The organism is Sciscionella marina DSM 45152 (assembly GCF_000379465.1).
GTDB classification, from domain to species: Bacteria; Actinomycetota; Actinomycetes; order Mycobacteriales; family Pseudonocardiaceae; genus Sciscionella; species Sciscionella marina.
On record NZ_KB905392.1, the window covers coordinates 568,384 to 585,088 of the forward strand.

At 69.9% G+C, this 16,705-nt stretch carries 17 protein-coding genes; 3 read left to right on the forward strand and 14 right to left on the reverse strand.

The window, feature by feature from the left end:
- Positions 1 to 53: 53 nt before the first annotated feature.
- Positions 54 to 599 (forward strand): YqaA family protein, encoded by a 546-nt coding sequence (locus A37U_RS0119720; protein WP_020498392.1) that lies wholly within the window; start codon positions 54 to 56, stop codon positions 597 to 599.
- Here the strand turns inward: A37U_RS0119720 and A37U_RS0119725 are convergent, their stop codons facing one another.
- The 8 genes from A37U_RS0119725 to A37U_RS0119760 form a co-directional block, all read right to left on the reverse strand.
- Positions 600 to 1,037 (reverse strand): hypothetical protein, encoded by a 438-nt coding sequence (locus A37U_RS0119725; protein WP_020498393.1) that lies wholly within the window; start codon positions 1,035 to 1,037, stop codon positions 600 to 602.
- 37 nt (positions 1,038 to 1,074) lie between these two features.
- Positions 1,075 to 1,842 carry a 4-hydroxy-tetrahydrodipicolinate reductase gene (dapB, locus tag A37U_RS0119730; RefSeq protein WP_020498394.1) on the reverse strand — a complete coding sequence of 256 codons (768 nt, stop codon included), beginning with the start codon at positions 1,840 to 1,842 and terminating at the stop codon, positions 1,075 to 1,077.
- Positions 1,843 to 2,004: 162 nt separating this feature from the next.
- A complete protein-coding gene (locus A37U_RS0119735) occupies positions 2,005 to 3,363 on the reverse strand; it encodes a M16 family metallopeptidase (protein WP_020498395.1) in 1,359 nt (452 codons plus the stop codon).
- Positions 3,364 to 3,378: 15 nt separating this feature from the next.
- Positions 3,379 to 5,655 (reverse strand): polyribonucleotide nucleotidyltransferase, encoded by a 2,277-nt coding sequence (locus tag A37U_RS0119740; protein ID WP_020498396.1) that lies wholly within the window; start codon positions 5,653 to 5,655, stop codon positions 3,379 to 3,381.
- 222 nt (positions 5,656 to 5,877) lie between these two features.
- Complete coding sequence (rpsO, locus tag A37U_RS0119745; protein WP_020498397.1) at positions 5,878 to 6,147, reverse strand: 30S ribosomal protein S15; 270 nt, start codon at positions 6,145 to 6,147, stop codon at positions 5,878 to 5,880.
- Between the two features lie 118 nt (positions 6,148 to 6,265).
- Complete coding sequence (locus tag A37U_RS0119750; protein ID WP_020498398.1) at positions 6,266 to 6,721, reverse strand: 2'-5' RNA ligase family protein; 456 nt, start codon at positions 6,719 to 6,721, stop codon at positions 6,266 to 6,268.
- Positions 6,722 to 6,725: 4 nt separating this feature from the next.
- Positions 6,726 to 7,232: a helix-turn-helix domain-containing protein gene (locus tag A37U_RS0119755; protein ID WP_020498399.1), complete on the reverse strand. Its 507-nt coding sequence runs from the start codon at positions 7,230 to 7,232 to the stop codon at positions 6,726 to 6,728.
- 70 nt (positions 7,233 to 7,302) lie between these two features.
- On the reverse strand, positions 7,303 to 8,265 hold the full coding sequence (locus A37U_RS0119760; protein WP_083933643.1) for a bifunctional riboflavin kinase/FAD synthetase: 963 nt from the start codon (positions 8,263 to 8,265) through the stop codon (positions 7,303 to 7,305).
- A gap of 228 nt (positions 8,266 to 8,493) precedes the next feature.
- Between A37U_RS0119760 and A37U_RS0119765 the strand changes: the two genes are divergently transcribed.
- Positions 8,494 to 9,177 carry a thermonuclease family protein gene (locus A37U_RS0119765; protein ID WP_026197389.1) on the forward strand — a complete coding sequence of 228 codons (684 nt, stop codon included), beginning with the start codon at positions 8,494 to 8,496 and terminating at the stop codon, positions 9,175 to 9,177.
- 22 nt (positions 9,178 to 9,199) lie between these two features.
- On the opposite strand, the gene truB is transcribed toward A37U_RS0119765, so the two are convergent.
- Together truB and A37U_RS0119775 are read right to left on the reverse strand one after the other, a co-directional pair.
- Positions 9,200 to 10,090 carry a tRNA pseudouridine(55) synthase TruB gene (gene truB / locus A37U_RS0119770; RefSeq protein ID WP_051111694.1) on the reverse strand — a complete coding sequence of 297 codons (891 nt, stop codon included), beginning with the start codon at positions 10,088 to 10,090 and terminating at the stop codon, positions 9,200 to 9,202.
- 14 nt (positions 10,091 to 10,104) lie between these two features.
- Positions 10,105 to 11,424 (reverse strand): MATE family efflux transporter, encoded by a 1,320-nt coding sequence (locus A37U_RS0119775; protein ID WP_026197391.1) that lies wholly within the window; start codon positions 11,422 to 11,424, stop codon positions 10,105 to 10,107.
- A gap of 132 nt (positions 11,425 to 11,556) precedes the next feature.
- Between A37U_RS0119775 and A37U_RS44345 the strand changes: the two genes are divergently transcribed.
- The gene (locus tag A37U_RS44345; protein WP_020498403.1) at positions 11,557 to 12,411 is read left to right on the forward strand and encodes a class I SAM-dependent methyltransferase; all 855 of its coding nucleotides are present in this window, start codon (positions 11,557 to 11,559) and stop codon (positions 12,409 to 12,411) included.
- A gap of 62 nt (positions 12,412 to 12,473) precedes the next feature.
- On the opposite strand, the gene rbfA is transcribed toward A37U_RS44345, so the two are convergent.
- The 4 genes from rbfA to A37U_RS44350 form a co-directional block, all read right to left on the reverse strand.
- A complete protein-coding gene (gene rbfA, locus A37U_RS0119785) occupies positions 12,474 to 12,911 on the reverse strand; it encodes a 30S ribosome-binding factor RbfA (protein WP_020498404.1) in 438 nt (145 codons plus the stop codon).
- A 22-nt stretch (positions 12,912 to 12,933) separates the two neighbouring features.
- On the reverse strand, positions 12,934 to 13,248 hold the full coding sequence (locus tag A37U_RS0119790) for a DUF503 domain-containing protein (protein WP_020498405.1): 315 nt from the start codon (positions 13,246 to 13,248) through the stop codon (positions 12,934 to 12,936).
- A gap of 37 nt (positions 13,249 to 13,285) precedes the next feature.
- Complete coding sequence (infB, locus tag A37U_RS0119795; RefSeq protein WP_020498406.1) at positions 13,286 to 16,222, reverse strand: translation initiation factor IF-2; 2,937 nt, start codon at positions 16,220 to 16,222, stop codon at positions 13,286 to 13,288.
- Between the two features lie 164 nt (positions 16,223 to 16,386).
- Positions 16,387 to 16,656: a YlxR family protein gene (locus tag A37U_RS44350; protein WP_083933647.1), complete on the reverse strand. Its 270-nt coding sequence runs from the start codon at positions 16,654 to 16,656 to the stop codon at positions 16,387 to 16,389.
- Positions 16,657 to 16,705 lie beyond the last annotated feature (49 nt).

A 16,705-nucleotide genomic window follows, 5' to 3' on the forward strand; every position in this document is an offset into this window, starting at 1 on the left:
CGTTGGTACCGTGACAGCGGGGTCCGAACCGATACCGGAATGGGAACAACACGATGATCGGGATGCTGTTGTTGTCGTTCGGCGTCGCGATCGGCTCGGCCCTGATTCCCGTGGTGAACGTGGAGATCTTCGTCCTCGCCGCGGCGACCGCGCAGCACGAACAGGGCCCGCCGTGGTGGGCGGTCGGCGCGGTGGTCGCGATCGGCCAGGTTCTGGGCAAGCTGCTGTACTTCTACGCGGCGCGCGGCGATATGCGGCTGCCCGCGTTCATCCACCGCAAGACCGAGGCGGCGATGGTCTCGGCGCCACGGCGGGAGTGCCCGCGGGGTTCGGTGTTCCGGCGCGCCTGGCACACCGCGAAAGTGTGGTTCACCTGGATCCGGGAGAAATGCCACGAGCATCCGAAATGGATGTTCGGCACGCACACGGTCAGTTCGGTGATCGGGTTGCCGCCGTTCTTCCTGACCACGGTGCTCGCCGGATTCTCCGGAATGTCACTCGGCGCGTTCCTGTTGGCCAGTCTGCCCGGCCGGTTCCTGCGGTTCGCGCTGCTCGCTCTTTTTCCCGGCGTGGTGTTCGGCCACCACCTGTTCGCCTGATCAGTCGGCGAGTTCGAGGGCACGGCGCATGGTTTCCCTGGCACGGCGGCGATCCCCGGCGACGTCGTAGGCGTAGGCCAGCCGGTACCACCCGCGCCAGTTCTCCGGCTCGCGTGCGGCCTCGGCCCGGATCTGTTCGAAGAACTCGTCGGCGGCCTCCCGGTCCACCCGTCCAGATGGGCGCCGGGGCAGTTCGGAGATGTCGGGCAGGCCGTCCTCCGCTTCGAGCCGTTTGGTCAGCCGCTCCATGCGCATCCCGAAACGCAGGTTCACCCAGGCGATCCACAGTCCGACGAACGGCAGGATGAGCACCCCGATGCCGAGCAGGATGCCCGTGATCTGTCCGGTGCCGATCAGCTGGAAGGCGCGCTCGGCCAGCAGTACCAGGTACACCAGCACGACGGCGGTGAGCACCACCGCCATGACTTTGGCTTTCATCGCGAAGCTGCCGATCGAGTGCGAAAGCGAGTCATCGTCACAGCTCGAGCAGGGGTTCGAGGCCGATGGTCAGGCCCGGCCGGTCCAGGATGGAACGAACCCCGAGCAGCACACCCGGCACGAAGGAGCTCCGGTCGAGCGAGTCGTGCCGGATGGTCAGCGTCTCCCCCTCGGTGCCGAACAGCACCTCCTGGTGGGCGACGAGACCGGACAGCCGCACCGAGTGCACCCGCACCCCGTCCAGGTCCGCCCCGCGCGCCCCGTCCACCTCACTGGTGGTGGCGTCCGGAACGGCACCGAGACCCGCTTCGCCGCGGGCCCGCGCGATGAGTTCGGCGGTCCGCGAGGCCGTCCCGGAGGGCGCGTCCGCCTTGCGCGGGTGGTGCAGCTCGATCACCTCGGCGGACTCGTAATACTTGGCGGCGAGCTGGGCGAAGCGCATCGACAGCACGGCGCCGATCGCGAAGTTGGGTGCGAGCAGCACCCCGACCCCGAGGGCGTTGTCCAGCCAGCCGCGCACGGTTTCGAGTCGTTCCTCGGTGAACCCGGTGGTGCCGACGACCGCGTGGATGCCCTGCTCCACGCAGAACCGCAGGTTCTCCAGCACCGCGTCGGGATGGGTGAAGTCGACCGCGACCTCGGTTCCGGCCTCGGTCAGCGCGGCCGGTTCATCCCCCGCGTCGATCGCGGCGGCGAGCACGGTGTCCGGGGCGGCCTCGACCGCTCGGCAGACCTGCGCGCCCATTCGCCCGCGCGCGCCGAGCACGCCGACGCGGATGGGGTTCTCCGGCGAACGTTCGGTCATGAGAGCGGACCTTTCGCGAGCATCGCAGGACCGCCTGCGGTCCGAGGAGCGCAGCGCAAGTCCGATCGGACCAGCAGTGTCATGAGAAGCGGTCCTTCCTGAGCATCGCAGCAAGCCCCGGCGAGCGAGGAGCACAAGGAAGGCCGCGTCGGGCCCACGCTGTCATGAGACCACCTCGTGCAGCTGGTTCGGCAGTTCGTCGGCGTGAGCGTACGGGCCGACCACGGAGACGGCGACGCGGCGGCGCAGCAGTGTGGCGGCCAACTCAGCAACCTCCTCCTCGGTGACCGCTTCGATCCGGTCGAGGGTTTCGTCCACCGAGAGGTGTTCCGCGTAGTTCAGCTCGCCCTTGCCGATCCGCGACATCCGGGAGGCGGTGTCCTCGAGCCCGAGCACCAGGCCGCCGCGCAGCTGGCCCTTGCCCCTGGCCAGTTCGGCCGCGGAGAGCCCGTCCGCGGCCACGGTGTCGAGCACATCCCGGACCACTCCGGCGACCTCGCCGAGCCGTTCGGGCTGGCATCCCGCGTACACCGCGAGGTTGCCGGTGTCGGCGTAGCAGGCCGCCGAGGAGTAGACCTGGTAGACCAGCCCCCGCCGTTCCCGGACCTCCTGGAACAGCCGCGAGGACATACCACCGCCGAGGGCCGCGTTGAGCACGGAGAGGGTGAACCGGCGCGGATCGTGCCGGTCGATCCCGCGCACCCCGAGCATCAGGTGCGCCTGCTCGGTGTCGTCACAGCGCAGCACCATGCGCGGCGGGGTGCTGATCCGCGCCTGGCCACCGCGCGGCGGCCGGGGCGCCCGGTCCCCGTCGACCCGTTCACCGAGGGCCTTGCGCACCAGCCGGAGCACCTCGCCGTGGCTGATGTTGCCCGCCACGGAGATGACCATCCGCTCCTGCGCGTACCGTCTGCGCCAGAATCCGCGCAGGCTGGTCCGCGACATGCCCTTGATCGAGGCCTCGGTGCCGAGCACCGGCCGGGCGAGCGGGTGCTCCCCGAGCGATGCGGTGCTGTAGGCCTCGTGCAACAGGTCCTCGGGATCGTCGTCGCGCATGGCGATCTCCTCGAGCACCACACTGCGTTCGAGATCCATGTCCCGCTGCGCGAACAGCGCGTCGAAGACCACATCGCAGAGCAGGTCGACGGCCAGCGGCAGATCCTCGTCCAGCACGTGCGCGTAGTAGCAGGTGTGCTCCTTGGCGGTGAACGCGTTCAGCTCCCCGCCGACCGCGTCCATCTCCTCGGCGATCTGCACCGCGCTGCGCTTGGCCGTGCCCTTGAACAGCAGATGTTCCAGGTAGTGCGCGGCACCCGCGACCGAGGGGCTTTCATCACGCGAGCCGACACCGACCCAGATACCGACCGAGGCGGAGCGCACCGAGTCGACGGCCTCGGTGATCACTCGGAGGCCACCGGGAAGCACGGTGCGCTTGATCCTCGGATTCCGGTCGGCGTCCCGCTCGACGACGACAGTGCTGCCCGGCCGCTGCCGGTGTCCCGGCAGCGGCGTGCGTGTCATGCCCATTCGTGAGGCTCAGTCGGCAGCCGGTGCCGCGGCCTCGGTGTTCTCCTCGGCAGCGACCTCGGTGGCCCCGGCGTTCTCCGGCTCCGCGGCCGCCTCGGCGGCGTCTTCCTCGCGCACCGGAACCAGGCTGATCTTGCCCCGCTGGTCGATGTCCGCGATCTCCACGCGCAGCTTGTCGCCGACCTTGACCACGTCCTCGACCTTGCCGATGCGCTTTCCGTTGCCCAGCTTGGAAATGTGCACCAGGCCGTCCTTGCCGGGCAGCAGCGAGACGAACGCGCCGAACGCGGCGGTCTTGACCACGGTCCCGAGGAACCGCTCGCCGACTTTGGGCAGCTGCGGGTTCGCGATGGCGTTGATCTTGTCGATCGCGGCGGCGGCGGAGGGACCGTCCGCGGCACCCACGTAGATGGTGCCGTCGTCCTCGATGGAGATGTCCGCGCCGGTGTCCTCGGTGATGGAGTTGATCATCTTGCCCTTCGGCCCGATGACCTCGCCGATCTTGTCGACCGGGACCTTCACGCTGGTGACCCGCGGCGCGTACGGGGACATCTCGTCCGGTCCGCCGATCGCCTGGCTGATCACCTCGAGGATGGCCAGGCGCGCGTCCCGGGCCTGGTTGAGCGCCTTGGCGAGCACGTCGGACGGGATGCCGTCGAGCTTGGTGTCCAGCTGCAGCGCGGTGACGAACTCGGAGGTGCCCGCGACCTTGAAGTCCATGTCACCGAAGGCATCCTCGGCGCCGAGGATGTCGGTCAGCGCGACGTACTCGGTCTTGCCGTCCACCTCGTCGGAGACCAGGCCCATGGCGATACCCGCGACCGGCGCCTTGAGCGGAACACCGGCGTTGAGCAGGCCCATGGTGGAGGCACACACCGAACCCATGGAGGTGGAGCCGTTGGACCCGAGGGCCTCGGAGACCTGGCGGATCGCGTAGGGGAACTCGTCGCGCTTGGGCAGCACCGGCACGATCGCGCGTTCGGCGAGCATGCCGTGCCCGATCTCGCGGCGCTTCGGGGTGCCGACGCGGCCGGCTTCACCGGTGGAGTACGGCGGCATGTTGTAGTGGTGCATATAGCGCTTGGTGGTCTCCGGGGAGAGCGAGTCGATGGACTGCTCCATGCGCAGCATGTTCAGCGTGGTGACACCCATGATCTGGGTCTCGCCGCGCTCGAAGACCGCCGAACCGTGCGCCCGCGGGACCACGGCGACCTCGGCGGCGAGCTGGCGGATGTCGGTCACCCCGCGCCCGTCGATGCGCACCTGGTCGCGCAGGATCCGCTGCCGGACCACCTTCTTGTTCAGCGCCTTGAACGCGCCGCCGATCTCGCCGACCCGCTCCGCGAACCGTTCCTCGAGCTGCTCGAGAACCTTCGCCTTGACCTCGTCGGTCTTGGCGTCGCGCTCGGCCTTGTCGCCGACGGTCATCGCCGCGGTGAGGTCGTCGGTGGCGATCTCGGCGACCGCGTCGTAGACATCCTGCTGGTAGGCCAGGAACCTCGGGTAGTCCTCGACCTGCTTGCCTGCGGCCTTGGCCAGCTCGGCCTGCGCCTGGCACAGCGCGCGGATGAACGGCTTCGAGGCTTCGAGGCCCTCGGCGACGACCTGCTCGGTCGGGGCCTGCGCGCCGCCGGAGACCAGGTCGAGCGCCTGCTCCGTGGCCTCGGCCTCGACCATCATCACCGCGACCTCGCCGGACTCGGTGACCCGGCCGGCGACGACCATGTTGAACACGGCCTGCTCGAGCTGCTCGTAGGTCGGGAAGGCCACCCACTGGTTGTCGACGAGGGCGACCCGCACCCCGCCGACCGGCCCGGAGAAGGGCAGTCCGGAGATCTGGGTGGACGCCGAGGCGGCGTTGATCGCGACCACGTCGTAGGCGTCCGCCGGGTTGATGCTCATCACCGTGATGACCACCTGCACCTCGTTGCGCAGGCCGTCGGCGAAGGTCGGGCGCAGCGGCCGGTCGATGAGCCGGCAGGCGAGGATGGCGTCGGTGGAGGGGCGGCCCTCCCGGCGGAAGAACGCGCCGGGAATCCGGCCCGCGGCGTACATCCGCTCCTCGACGTCCACGGTGAGTGGGAAGAAGTCGAGGTTCTCCTTCGGGTGCTTGGAGGTGCTGGTCGCGGAGAGCAGCATGGTCTCGTCGTCCAAGTAGGCGACGACGCTGCCCGCGGCGAGCTTGGCCAGCCGTCCGGTCTCGAAGCGCACCGTGCGCTTGCCGAAGCGGCCGTTGTCGATGACCGCGGTGGTCTCGTGCACCGCGCTCTCACCGAACTGTGTCATGAACTTGTCTCCTCATCCGTCTCTCGCGCGAGCGGCGCAGCTCCGCTCGAATGAGGCCGGCCATCGATCGAAGTTCTCGGGAACACAGGGCCCGGGAACCACTACCGAGGACCGGGCGGCTCGTCGCCTGCTCGCGCGGTTTGTTCCTGGGACGCGCCTTTCGACGCCTCCGTATATGAAAACGGGGAAGCGGCTCGCGCGCCACTTCCCCGCCTCATGCTGTTACCGGCGCAATCCCAGTCGCCCGATCAGCGAACGGTAGCGCTCGATGTCCACACTGGACACGTAGTTGAGCAGACGGCGGCGACGGCCGACCATCAGCAGCAACCCGCGACGCGAGTGGTGGTCGTGCTTGTGTTGTTTCAAGTGCTCGGTCAACCCGGTGATCCGCTTGGTCAGCAGCGCGACCTGCGCCTCCGGGGAACCCGTGTCGGTCCCGTGCAGACCGTATTCGGTCAGGATGTCCTTCTTCTCCTGCGTGGACAGGGCCACTGATACAACTCCTCTTGCTTCGTGCCGCGTTCTGTTCGATACCGGTACCCGGCCGCCGCGGACTGCAGCCGTACCGAGGTGCTGACACACCGTCTGTCAGGGTAGCAGGGGCACATGGTCACTTCGCGCACAGGGGGAAGCGCCGCAGCACGGTGTACCGCCCGCCTTCGCTGGCCACGAGCGCGGCCTCGGGCGCGGTGAACCAGGGACCGGAGTACCCGGCGAGCGGGTCGCCCGGCACGGCCCTGGACAGGGTCAGGTGCGGATGGAACCACCACCCCGCGCCGCAGGCCAGGGCCAGTTCGCGCAGCACACCGGGTTCGGCCTCGTCCACCGCGGCGAAGTACACCGCACCGAATCGCCCGGAACCGGCGAGCCGCAACCGGGGCGCGGGCATCCCGGTCAGCCGGGCGCGGAGCCGTTCCGCCATCGGGCCCGGTTCTTCCTCACCGTGGAAGCACAGCGTGATGTGCCAGCGCGGTCGCTGCGTGACCCGTTCCGGGAGGCCGCGCACCGCGTGTTCGAGGTGCCGGGCCGCCGTCTCGTCCGGGAACACCGCGCTGAACAGCCGCATCCGGTCAGTCCTGGTCGAGTTCCGCTCCGGCCGCGCGCAACAGCAGCCGGGACAGACCCGTGTGAGTGCCGTCCAGCCGGCCAGCCGCTTCGGTGAGCTCCGTGCTGCTCGCGACCGCGCGCAGGACGGCGAAGGCCACCTGTTCTTCCCCGCCGACCTCGGCACCGCCGCCCTCGACCGAGATCGCGTCCGTGGTCACCGCGGGCCGGGAATCGCGCACCTCGTCGAGGGCCTGGCGCTGCGCGTCCCGCTCCCCCTCAGCGACGGCCGGGCGGGACACGGCGCGCTCGAGCATGATCAGCCTGGCGAGCACCGCGGGATTGCCGATCTTGGCCCGTCGCCCGCTCATCACCTGGGAGAGCATCGGCGGGGAAATACCGAGTACCTCGGCCAGCTGCGCCTGGGAGATGTCGAACACGACGACGAGCCTGCGCACCCGGTCCCCGAGCGGTTCGCCGTACCACTCGCGCTGCAGTGCGATGTTGCGTGCGACCGTCTGGCTCTCGTCCATTCCTGCACCACCCCTCCTCGCTCGCCGGCCCCGCCCGGACGTGCTCCGGCGCCCGGCCCCTCCCCTTGGCTCAGCCGTTCGCGGCGTCGGCCGCGAGGATCTCCGCGGTGCGCCTTGTGTCCTCGTGCATCGTCTCGATCAGGGCCTCCGGGGAATCGAAGCGCTCCATATCGCGTACCCGGGCCACGAAGTCCAGGTGCACGCGCTGCCCGTACAGGTCCTCGTTGCTGTCCAGCAGGAACGCCTCCACCCGTCGTTCCTTCCCGGAGAACGTCGGATTCGTGCCGACCGAGACCGCGGCCCGCTCCCGCTCGGTGCTTCCCGCCCGGCCGAACCAGCACGCGTAGATGCCGTCCGCGGGGACCGCGGCGAACCGGGGCAGGGAGAGGTTCGCCGTGGGGAAGCCGAGTTCGCGCCCCCGGCCGTCGCCGCGCACCACGATCCCGTCCAGCCGGTGCGGCCTGCCGAGCGCGGCGGCCGCGGCCGCGATGTCCCCGGCGTCGATGCACGAGCGGATGTAGGTCGAGGAGAAGGTGACCCCGGCGTCCCCGTTCGGCCGGGAGGAGAGCAGTTCCGCCGCTTCGACCGAGAAACCGAACTTCCCGCCGAGCTCGCGCAGGGTATCCACGGTCCCGGTCGCCTTGTGCCCGAAGGTGAAGTTCGCCCCGACCACCACGGCCGCCGCGTGCAGCTTGTCCACCAGCAGCTCGTGCACGAAGACCTCGGGCGAGAGGTGCTGCAGCTCCGGGGTGAACGGAAGCACGCAGAACACGTCGATGCCCAGCTGCTCGACCAGTTCCGCCTTGCGCCGCAAGGTGGTCAGCTGCGCCGGATGACTCCCCGGGCGCACCACCTCGGAAGGATGCGGATCGAAGGTGAGCACCACGCTCGGCAGTCCGCGCTCGGCGGCGAGCTCGCGCGCACGCCGCAACAGCGACTGATGCCCGAGGTGCACCCCGTCGAACACACCGATCGTGAGCACGCACCGTCCCCAACCGCCCGGCAGATTCTCGAGTCCACGCCAACGCCTCACAACGGCAGAGCTTACGCGAAGCCACCGTCGGGGCGATCAGCCCAGCGGACGGTGCCGACGCAAGCCGGGTGATTCGCCAGCGCAACACGTAACGTAATCGGAGTAGGGAGCGAAACCCGGACACCACTCACCGTCCGCCGGACCCTGAAACCCTGTGAGGCCACGTTGTCCACTGCACGAAGACGCCGCCATCCCCGCTCCCTCCTCGCTGCCGGATCATTACTCACTGTGTCCTTGGCGGCCTGTGGTGGTCCGATCCAGCAGGCCGCCGCACCGTCCTCCAGCAGCGCGCCCTCCAGCCCGGCCCCCAGCACGCGCACGATCACCGCCGTACCGAGCGGCGACACCGTGGTATTGGACGGTACCCAGCGGATTCACCTGCTCGGTATCGCGGCCCCCGAGCTCACCGCACCGTGCGGACCGGAAGCGCGGAGCTTTCTCGACCGGTACCGGGGAACCCGGGTGGTGCCCGACCGCGGCGACGGCACCCCCGACCAGTCCGGCGCGGTCCTGGCGAACCTGATCACCGAGGACGACCGCGACCTCGGCCTCGAACTCGCCCGCAACGGCTGGGCCACCTTCGACGGCGCGGGCGAGGGTGCGCGCCGTGCGGCGGCCGTGGACGGCGCGGTTCGCACGGCCAAGGCGGCCACCCTCGGCCAGTGGTCGCCGACCGGCTGCGCCGCCCGGACCACTACCGAAGCACCGGTCGCCACGGTGGAACCGCCACCGGCCGAGGAACCCGGGCCGGAGACCACCCTCGAGGAACCCGATACCTATGTGCCGGACACCCCCGATATCCCGGAGCCGCGTCCGCCGAGGAAACACCACACCGGCAACACCGGGCATCCCTGTCTTCCCGGCGAACGGGACGGTGACGGGGACGGCTACTGCGGGGAGGGCAGGCACTGAGTTTCCCGCCGGGGCCGGGGCTTCAGGCCGGGTCCAGCACCACCGCGGTCTTGCAGTGCGGCCCCGCGTCCTTCGCGATGGCGATCGCATGCGCGTGTTCGTCGAGCACCCCGTAGGTGCCCGCGATCCCCGCCGCCGGGGTGCGCTGGCCGTAACGGATGGCGCGCGCGGTGGCCTCGTCGACCCGGTGCGCCGGGAAGGCGTGCGCCACGGCGGCATCGAGATCCAGGGAAAGCGCGAGCTCCTCGAGCGGCCTCGCGTGTTCGAGGGTGAACGGCCCGACCACGGTGCGGCGCAGGGCGTTCAGGTGCCCGCCGACTCCGAGTGCCGCACCCAGATCCCGGGCAAGCGCGCGCACATAGGTACCCGAGGAGACATCCACGGACACGGTGCACTCCACCCGGTTTCCGTTTTGCGCGAAGGATTCCAGGCTGAACCGGGAGACCGTCACGGTGCGCGCGGCGAGCTCCACCTGCTCACCCTCGCGCACCCGCGCATAGGCCCGTTTGCCGTCCACTTTGACCGCGCTCACCGCGCTGGGCACCTGTTGGATGGTCCCGGTCAGCTCCGCGATCGCGGCGCGCACCGCATCCTCGGTGACCGCGGAGGCGTCCGTCTCGGAGAGCGTCTCACCCTCGGCGTCATCGGTGACCGTATTGGCCCCGAGCACCACGGCGGCGGTGTACGACTTCGCGTCCAGGGCGAGGTGGCCGAGCAGTTTGGTGGCCCGCCCGATACCGAGCACCAGCACCCCGGTCGCCAGCGGATCGAGGGTCCCCGCATGCCCCACCGCGCGGGTGCCGAACACCTTCCGCGCCCGCGAAACCACGTCGTGCGAGGTCATCCCGGACGGCTTGTCCACGACGGCGAGGCCCGCCTGCTGCTTGACATCCACGAGGGCGCATTCTCCCATCCGGCCGGGCGCGATCATGCGGGCGCGCCGACCACCGCCCATTTCCCGGACCGCGCGCGCAGCGTCACCGCGAGCATGCGCAGCACCATGAACAGGGTGAGCCCGGTCCAGATCCCGACCAGGCCCCAGCCGAGCGCCAGGGAGATCCAGATCAGCGGGAGATAGCCGAGCACCGCGCAGGCCAGGGTCGCGGTGCGCAGGAAGGCCGCGTCCCCGGCGCCGAGCAGCACCCCGTCGAGCGCGAACACGATTCCCGCGATCGGTTGCAGCGCAACGAAAAACCACCAGGCCGAGGGAATCGCGCCGAGCACTCCGGCGTCCGAGGTGAACGCGAGCGGGAGCACCTGGCTCGCGGCGGCGAACACGATGCCGAGCAAGATCCCGAACAGCGTGGAGTACTTGGTCACCCGCCAGCCGACCACGCGCGCCCCGTCCGCACGGCCCGCGCCGAGTTCGGCACCGACCAGTGATTGTGCCGCGATGGCAAGGGAATCGAGCACGAGCGAGAGGAAAGTCCAGAGCTGCCAGACGACCTGGTGCGCGCCGACCGCCTCGGTCGAGGTGCGCGCGGCGACGGCGGTCGCGGAAAGGAAGCAAGCCTGGAACCCGGCACTGCGCAGCACGAGATCGCGGCCCATGCGCAGCTGTTCGCGGATGACCGCGCGCACCGGGCGCAGCGAGACCCGTTCGGCAAGCAGGGCCCGCAGGAACAGTACCGCCCCGGTGTACTGGCCGAGCACGTTCGCCAGCGCGGAACCGCTCAGTCCGAGTCCGGCCGGATAGACCAGCAATACGCAGCCGACCGCGGAGAGCACGTTGCCGATCAGCACATAACGCAGCGGCCGCATGGTGTCCTGGATCCCGCGCATCCAGCCGTTTCCGGCCATGGTGAACAGGATCGCGGGCGCGCCGAGCACCGCGATCCGCAGCCAGTCCGCTGCGACATCTGCGACCCGCTCGCTGCCGGAGAGCCCGAGCGCGATCGGTTCGGCGAGCAGTTCCCCGAGGACGAGCACGAGCAGCCCGACGATCAGGGCGAGCCAGCTCGCCTGCACCCCTTCGCCGACCGCGTCGGAGCGGCGGCCCGCGCCGAACAGCCGTGCGGTGCGCGAGGTAGTTCCGTAGGACAGGAAGGTCAGCTGGGTGGTGAGCACCGAGAGCAGCGTCCCGCCGAGCGCGAGCCCGGCCAGGGGCAGCGCCCCGAGGTGGCCCACGACGGCGGTGTCGATGAGCACGTACACGGGTTCGGCGGCGAGCACCCCCAGCGCGGGAACCGCGAGCCCGAACACCCGGCGGGCGGACACGGGCGCGGAAGACGAGGCAGTCTCGGACACGTCGACGGACTTTACCGGTGCGGTCTCCTGTGAGTGATCTCGCACGGCAGCCGCTTGCCGGGCCCGATACTCAAGAGTAACTTCTGGTACCGCCCGCGTGGATGTGACTACCCAAGGTTAGAAGGTGCCGCCGTGACCGGTGTCGATCAGAGCGCGTTCATCGATCTCTTCTCCGCGAACGCCGGAACGTACGACACCGGGGTCGAGTTCTTCAAGCCCTTGGCGGCCAAGCTGGTCGGGCACGCCGGTGTCCGCCCCGGGCAGCGAGTGCTCGACGTAGGCTGCGGCCGCGGCGCGGTGCTGTTCCAGGCGGCCGAACGGGTCGGCTCCTCGGGTTCGGTGATCGGTATCGATCTCGCCGAGGGCATGGTCGAGGCCACCGCGAACGAGGTGCACGAGCGCGGGCTCGGGAATGTCACGGTGAACCGGATGGACGGGGCCGATCCCGACTACCCGGCGGGAAGTTTCGACCAGATCCTCGGCAGCATGAGCATCATCTTCATCCCGGAGCTCGCCGACGCGTTCGGCCGTTACCATGCGCTGCTGCGCAATGGCGGCACGCTCGCGTTCACCGCCCCGGGGGTCGGGAGCTCCCCACTCGAATGGCGCATCGGACCGTTCGACATGCAGACCATGATCACCGAGGCGATGCCCGAGCGCAGTGCGGAACTGCAGGCCGGGCTCGACGAGGTCGCCGCGAAGTTCACCTCGCTGCACCCGGACAGCCTGCTCGGCGATCTGCGCACCGCGGGGTTCACCGATCCGCTCGCGCGCACCGACTCCATCACCGTCACCGCGGCATCCGGAAAGTCCTTTGTGGACTGGACATTCAGCCACGGCATGCGGACGTTCTGGGACATGATCCCGGACGAGAAGCGGCGCGCCGAGTACGCCGCCGAACTGGCCGCGCGGATCGACGCAGACCGCGGGGAGGCCGACTCGGTCAGCTATGAGGTGCAGACCCGGGTGTTCCTCGCGACGAAATAGCACGAAGGGCGCCCACCCCGGTCTCCCGGCGGCGGGCGCCCTCTCCTTGCTACTGCCCGGTTTTACTCTTCGTCGTTGCGGCGATAGGGATCCGACTCACCGGCCGGTTGCGCGGTGCCTGCGAGGCGGGCGACCTCCGCGTCCGCCTCGTGCGCCTTGGCAAGCAGCTCCTCGATGCGTGCGGCGCCCTCGCCGACCGTGTCCTGTACGAAGGTCAGGGTCGGCGTGAACCGCACCCCGGTGCCCGCACCGACCTTGGTGCGCAGCACACCCTTCGCCGACTCGAGCGCGGCCGCCGCGGAGACGTTGTCCGGCTGCGAACCGAGATCCTCGGGCATCACGGTGTAGTAAACCGTCGCATCCCGCAGGTCGGCGGTGACCTTGGCATCGGTGATCGTCACCCTGGCCAGCCGGGGGTCCTTCACCTCGTGCTCGAGCGCGGAGGCCACGATCTGGCTGATCCGCTTGGCGAGCTTGCGAGCGCGTGCCGGATCGGCCATCGCGCTCCCCTCCTTCACATCGTCACGGTGTCCATGCGGGTGCCTCGTCCTCCGGTCCGAGGACGCGCACCCTGGTGCTGAGCAGCTCCAGCTCCGGTCGCCCCGCGACCAGCCGCTCACAGGCTTCGAGCACTCCCCGCAGATGGGTGTGGTCGCCGGAGACCGCGGCGACGCCGAGCAGCGCACGCCGGTGCAGATCCTGGTGACCCGCCTCGGCCACGCTGACCTCGAACCGTCGCCGCAGCTCGGCGAGCACGGGGCGCACGAGTGCGCGTTTCTGCTTCAGCGATCGCACATCGCCGAGCAGCACGTCGCACTCGAGCGCACCGACATACATGCCCACACTCACATTCGCCGGGTTCGACGCGTGCGCGTCAGCTCCTCGGCTTCTCGCGCAGCTCGTAGGTTTCGATGACGTCCCCGAGCTTGAGGTCCTGATTCGGGTGCAGCGTCATACCGCACTCGAACCCGTCCTTGACCTCGGTCGCATCGTCCTTGTACCGCTTGAGCGAGCTGATCGACAGGTTCTCCTTCGCCACCACGTTCTCGCGCAGCACCCGCGCCTTCGCGTTGCGGCGAATGTACCCGGAGGTGACCAGACACCCGGCGATCAAGCCGATCTTCGAGGAGCGGAACAGCTCGCGCACCTCGGCGCGGCCGAGCTCGACCTCCTCGTACTCCGGCTTGAGCATGCCCTTCAGGGCCGCCTCGATCTCCTCGATGGCCTGGTAGATCACCGAGTAGTACCGGATGTCGATGCCTTCACGAGCGGCGAGCTCGGTCGCCTTGCGCTCGGCCCGCACATTGAACCCGAGGATGATGACATTGTCCGCGGTCGCGAGGTTCACATCGCCCTCGGTGATCGCGCCGACGCCGCGGTGCAGCACGCGCAGCTCGACTTCCTCACCCATGTCGATCTTCACCAGCGCGGCCTCGAGCGCCTCGACGGTACCCGAGTTGTCACCCTTGATGATCAGGTTCAGCTGCGAGGTCTCCTTCAACGCGGAGTCGAGGTCCTCGAGGCTGACCCGCTTGCGGCGCTGGGCGAGTTCGGCGTTGCGCTCCCGGGCCCGCCGCCGGTCGGCGATCTGCCGCGCCACCCGGTCCTCGTCGGCGACGAGGAAGGAGTCACCGGCTCCCGGCACCGAGGTGAACCCGATGACCTGCACCGGCCGGGACGGCGTCGCCTCGGTGACGTCCTGGTCGTGCTCGTCGACCATCCGGCGTACACGTCCGTAGGCCTCGCCGGCCACGACCGAATCACCGACCCGCAGGGTTCCGCGCTGCACGAGCACGGTCGCCACCGGACCACGGCCCCGGTCGAGGTGTGCCTCGATCGCGACGCCCTGGGCCTCCATCCGCGGGTTCGCCCGCAGATCCAGCGCCGCGTCCGCGGTGAGCAGGATCGACTCGAGCAGACCCTCGATGTTGAGGTTCTGGCGCGCCGAGATGTCCACGAACATGGTGTCCCCGCCGTACTCCTCGGGGATCACCTCGTAGTCGGCCATCTGCTGGCGGATCTTCTGCGGGTTCGCGCCTTCCTTGTCGATCTTGTTGACCGCGACCACGATCGGCAGCTTCGCCGCCTTGGCGTGGTTGATCGCCTCGACCGTCTGCGGCATGACCCCGTCGTCCGCGGCGACCACGATCACCGCGATGTCGGTGGAGTTCGCACCGCGCGCACGCATGGCGGTGAACGCCTCGTGACCGGGGGTGTCGATGAAGGTGATCAGCCGCTGGTTCCCGTCGATCTCGGCACTGACCTGGTAGGCGCCGATGTGCTGGGTGATCCCGCCCGCTTCGCCCTCGATGACGTTGGACTTGCGGATGGTGTCCAGCAGTCGCGTCTTACCGTGGTCGACGTGACCCATGACGGTCACGACCGGCGGCCGCACCTGCAGGTCCTCGTCACTTCCCGCGTCCTGGCCGTAGGTGATGTCGAAGGACTCGAGCAGCTCACGGTCCTCTTCCTCGGGCGAGACGACCTGCACGTTGTAGTTCATCTCGGTGCCGAGCAGCTCGAGCACCTCGTCGGAGACCGACTGGGTCGCGGTGACCATTTCACCGAGGTGGAAAAGCACCTGCACGAGCGAGGCCGGGTTCGCGTCGATCTTCTCCGCGAAGTCGGTCAGCGAGGCGCCGCGGGCCAGCCGGACGACCTCACCGCCGCCCTTGGGCAGGCGCACGCCGCCGACCGACGGCGCCTGCATGTTCTCCATGTACTCCTGGCGCTTCTGCCGCTTCGACTTGCGCCCGCGCTTGGAGGGGCCACCGGGCCTGCCGAACGCACCGGCCGCGCTGCCGCGACCGCCACTGCGGCCGCCGCGGAAACCGCCGCCGCCACCACCGGGACCGCCGCCCGGACCACCGGGACCGCCGCCACCGGGACGGAAGCCGCCGCCACCGCCACCGCCACCGGGACCACCACGGCCCGCGGGAGCTCCGGCACCACGGCCACCGCCGGGGCCACCCCGGCCACCGCCACCGCGGCCACCGCCGGGTCCACCACGGCCACCCGAGGCCGGACGCGCCGGCTTCGGCGGCATCATGCCCGGATTGGGCCGCGGGGGCATGTTGCCCGGGCTCGGCCGCGAGCCACCGCCCTGCGCGGCGGCCGGACGCTCGCCACCGCCACCCTGCGGATTCGCGGGACGCTGCCCGCCACCGCGCTGACGGTCACCGCCGCCCTGACGCTGGGCAGGCGGCGGTTTGGGCGTCGGGGCTCCGCCACCGACACCGAAGGGATTGTTGCCGACCCGGGGCGCGCGCGGCTTGGGAGCCTGCGGACGCGGCGGGACGACGGCGCCCTGGCCACCCTGCCCCTGCTCGGGCTTCGTCTCGGCCGGAGCGGGCTGACCGCCCTGGCCGTCCTGGGCGGCCGGCTCGGACTTCGCCGCGGCCGCCGGGGGCTGCTGCGGTGTCTCGGGCTTCGGGCCTGGTTTGGGACCCGGCTTCGGGCCGGGCTTGGCGGCCGCCGGATCGCTGGGTTTGGGGCCGGGTTTCGGACCCGGGACGGCCGACGGTTTCGGAGCCTCGCTCGCCGGAGCGGGGGCTTCGGGTGCCGACGGTTTCGCGGGAGCCTCGGACGGTGCGCTCGCCTGTTTGGCGGCCGCGTCCCGCTTCGGCGCTGATTTCGCGGCGGATCCGTTGCTCGCTCCCATGGAATCGCGCAACCGCCGCGCGACGGGCGCCTCCACTGTGGAGGACGCCGACTTCACGAACTCGCCCATGTCCTTCAGGGTGGCGAGTACTTGTTTGCTGGTGACGCCGAGCTCTTTCGCGAGCTCGTGCACCCGGGCCTTGCCTGCCACTGCTCTCCTCATCTGGGGAGGCCGGGCGGCACGAGCCCGCTCGACCTCGTCCTACTGTCGTGCGTTCATGGCTTCAGCTTCACGGCTGACTCATGACGGGTCGACCTACTTTCAGTCCTTGCACGGGTACGGGCATTTCCCGTACCGCTGTCCTCGCTCCGGATTCAATCACCCGTTTCGAGGTACGCCGCGACCGGAGCCACGGCTAACCGCCTTCGCACACGCAGCGCCCGTTCGAAGGCGTTGCGCCGCTGCGCGAGGCGGAGGCACGCCCGATCCGGGTGCAACCACGCGCCCCGGCCCGGAAGCCTGCGCCGGAGGTCGACGACGAGTTCGTCGTCTCCCGCCACGACACGCAACAGCGCCGAGCTCGCCGCACGCTGCCGACACCCGATACAAGTGCGAATCGGCCCGAACGACTCGGGCGCTGTCATCCCCTGGCCGGTGCGATTGTCACCCAGTCGACCGTCAGGGCAGCCCGAG

Excerpts from the sequence above, each read along its gene's own strand:
- A37U_RS0119750 (WP_020498398.1), bottom strand. The coding sequence starts at position 6,721 with ATGCGGCTGTTCAGCGCGGTGTTCCCGGACGAGACGGCGGCCCGGCAC.
- dapB (WP_020498394.1), bottom strand. The coding sequence starts at position 1,842 with ATGACCGAACGTTCGCCGGAGAACCCCATCCGCGTCGGCGTGCTCGGC.
- A37U_RS44350 (WP_083933647.1), bottom strand. The coding sequence starts at position 16,656 with ATGACAGCGCCCGAGTCGTTCGGGCCGATTCGCACTTGTATCGGGTGT.
- A37U_RS0119740 (WP_020498396.1), bottom strand. The coding sequence starts at position 5,655 with ATGACACAGTTCGGTGAGAGCGCGGTGCACGAGACCACCGCGGTCATC.
- A37U_RS0119720 (WP_020498392.1), top strand. The coding sequence starts at position 54 with ATGATCGGGATGCTGTTGTTGTCGTTCGGCGTCGCGATCGGCTCGGCC.
- A37U_RS0119725 (WP_020498393.1), bottom strand. The coding sequence starts at position 1,037 with ATGAAAGCCAAAGTCATGGCGGTGGTGCTCACCGCCGTCGTGCTGGTG.
- A37U_RS0119790 (WP_020498405.1), bottom strand. The coding sequence starts at position 13,248 with ATGTATGTCGGTGCGCTCGAGTGCGACGTGCTGCTCGGCGATGTGCGA.
- A37U_RS0119755 (WP_020498399.1), bottom strand. The coding sequence starts at position 7,232 with ATGGACGAGAGCCAGACGGTCGCACGCAACATCGCACTGCAGCGCGAG.
- rbfA (WP_020498404.1), bottom strand. The coding sequence starts at position 12,911 with ATGGCCGATCCGGCACGCGCTCGCAAGCTCGCCAAGCGGATCAGCCAG.
- A37U_RS0119735 (WP_020498395.1), bottom strand. The coding sequence starts at position 3,363 with ATGACACGCACGCCGCTGCCGGGACACCGGCAGCGGCCGGGCAGCACT.
- truB (WP_051111694.1), bottom strand. The coding sequence starts at position 10,090 with ATGGGAGAATGCGCCCTCGTGGATGTCAAGCAGCAGGCGGGCCTCGCC.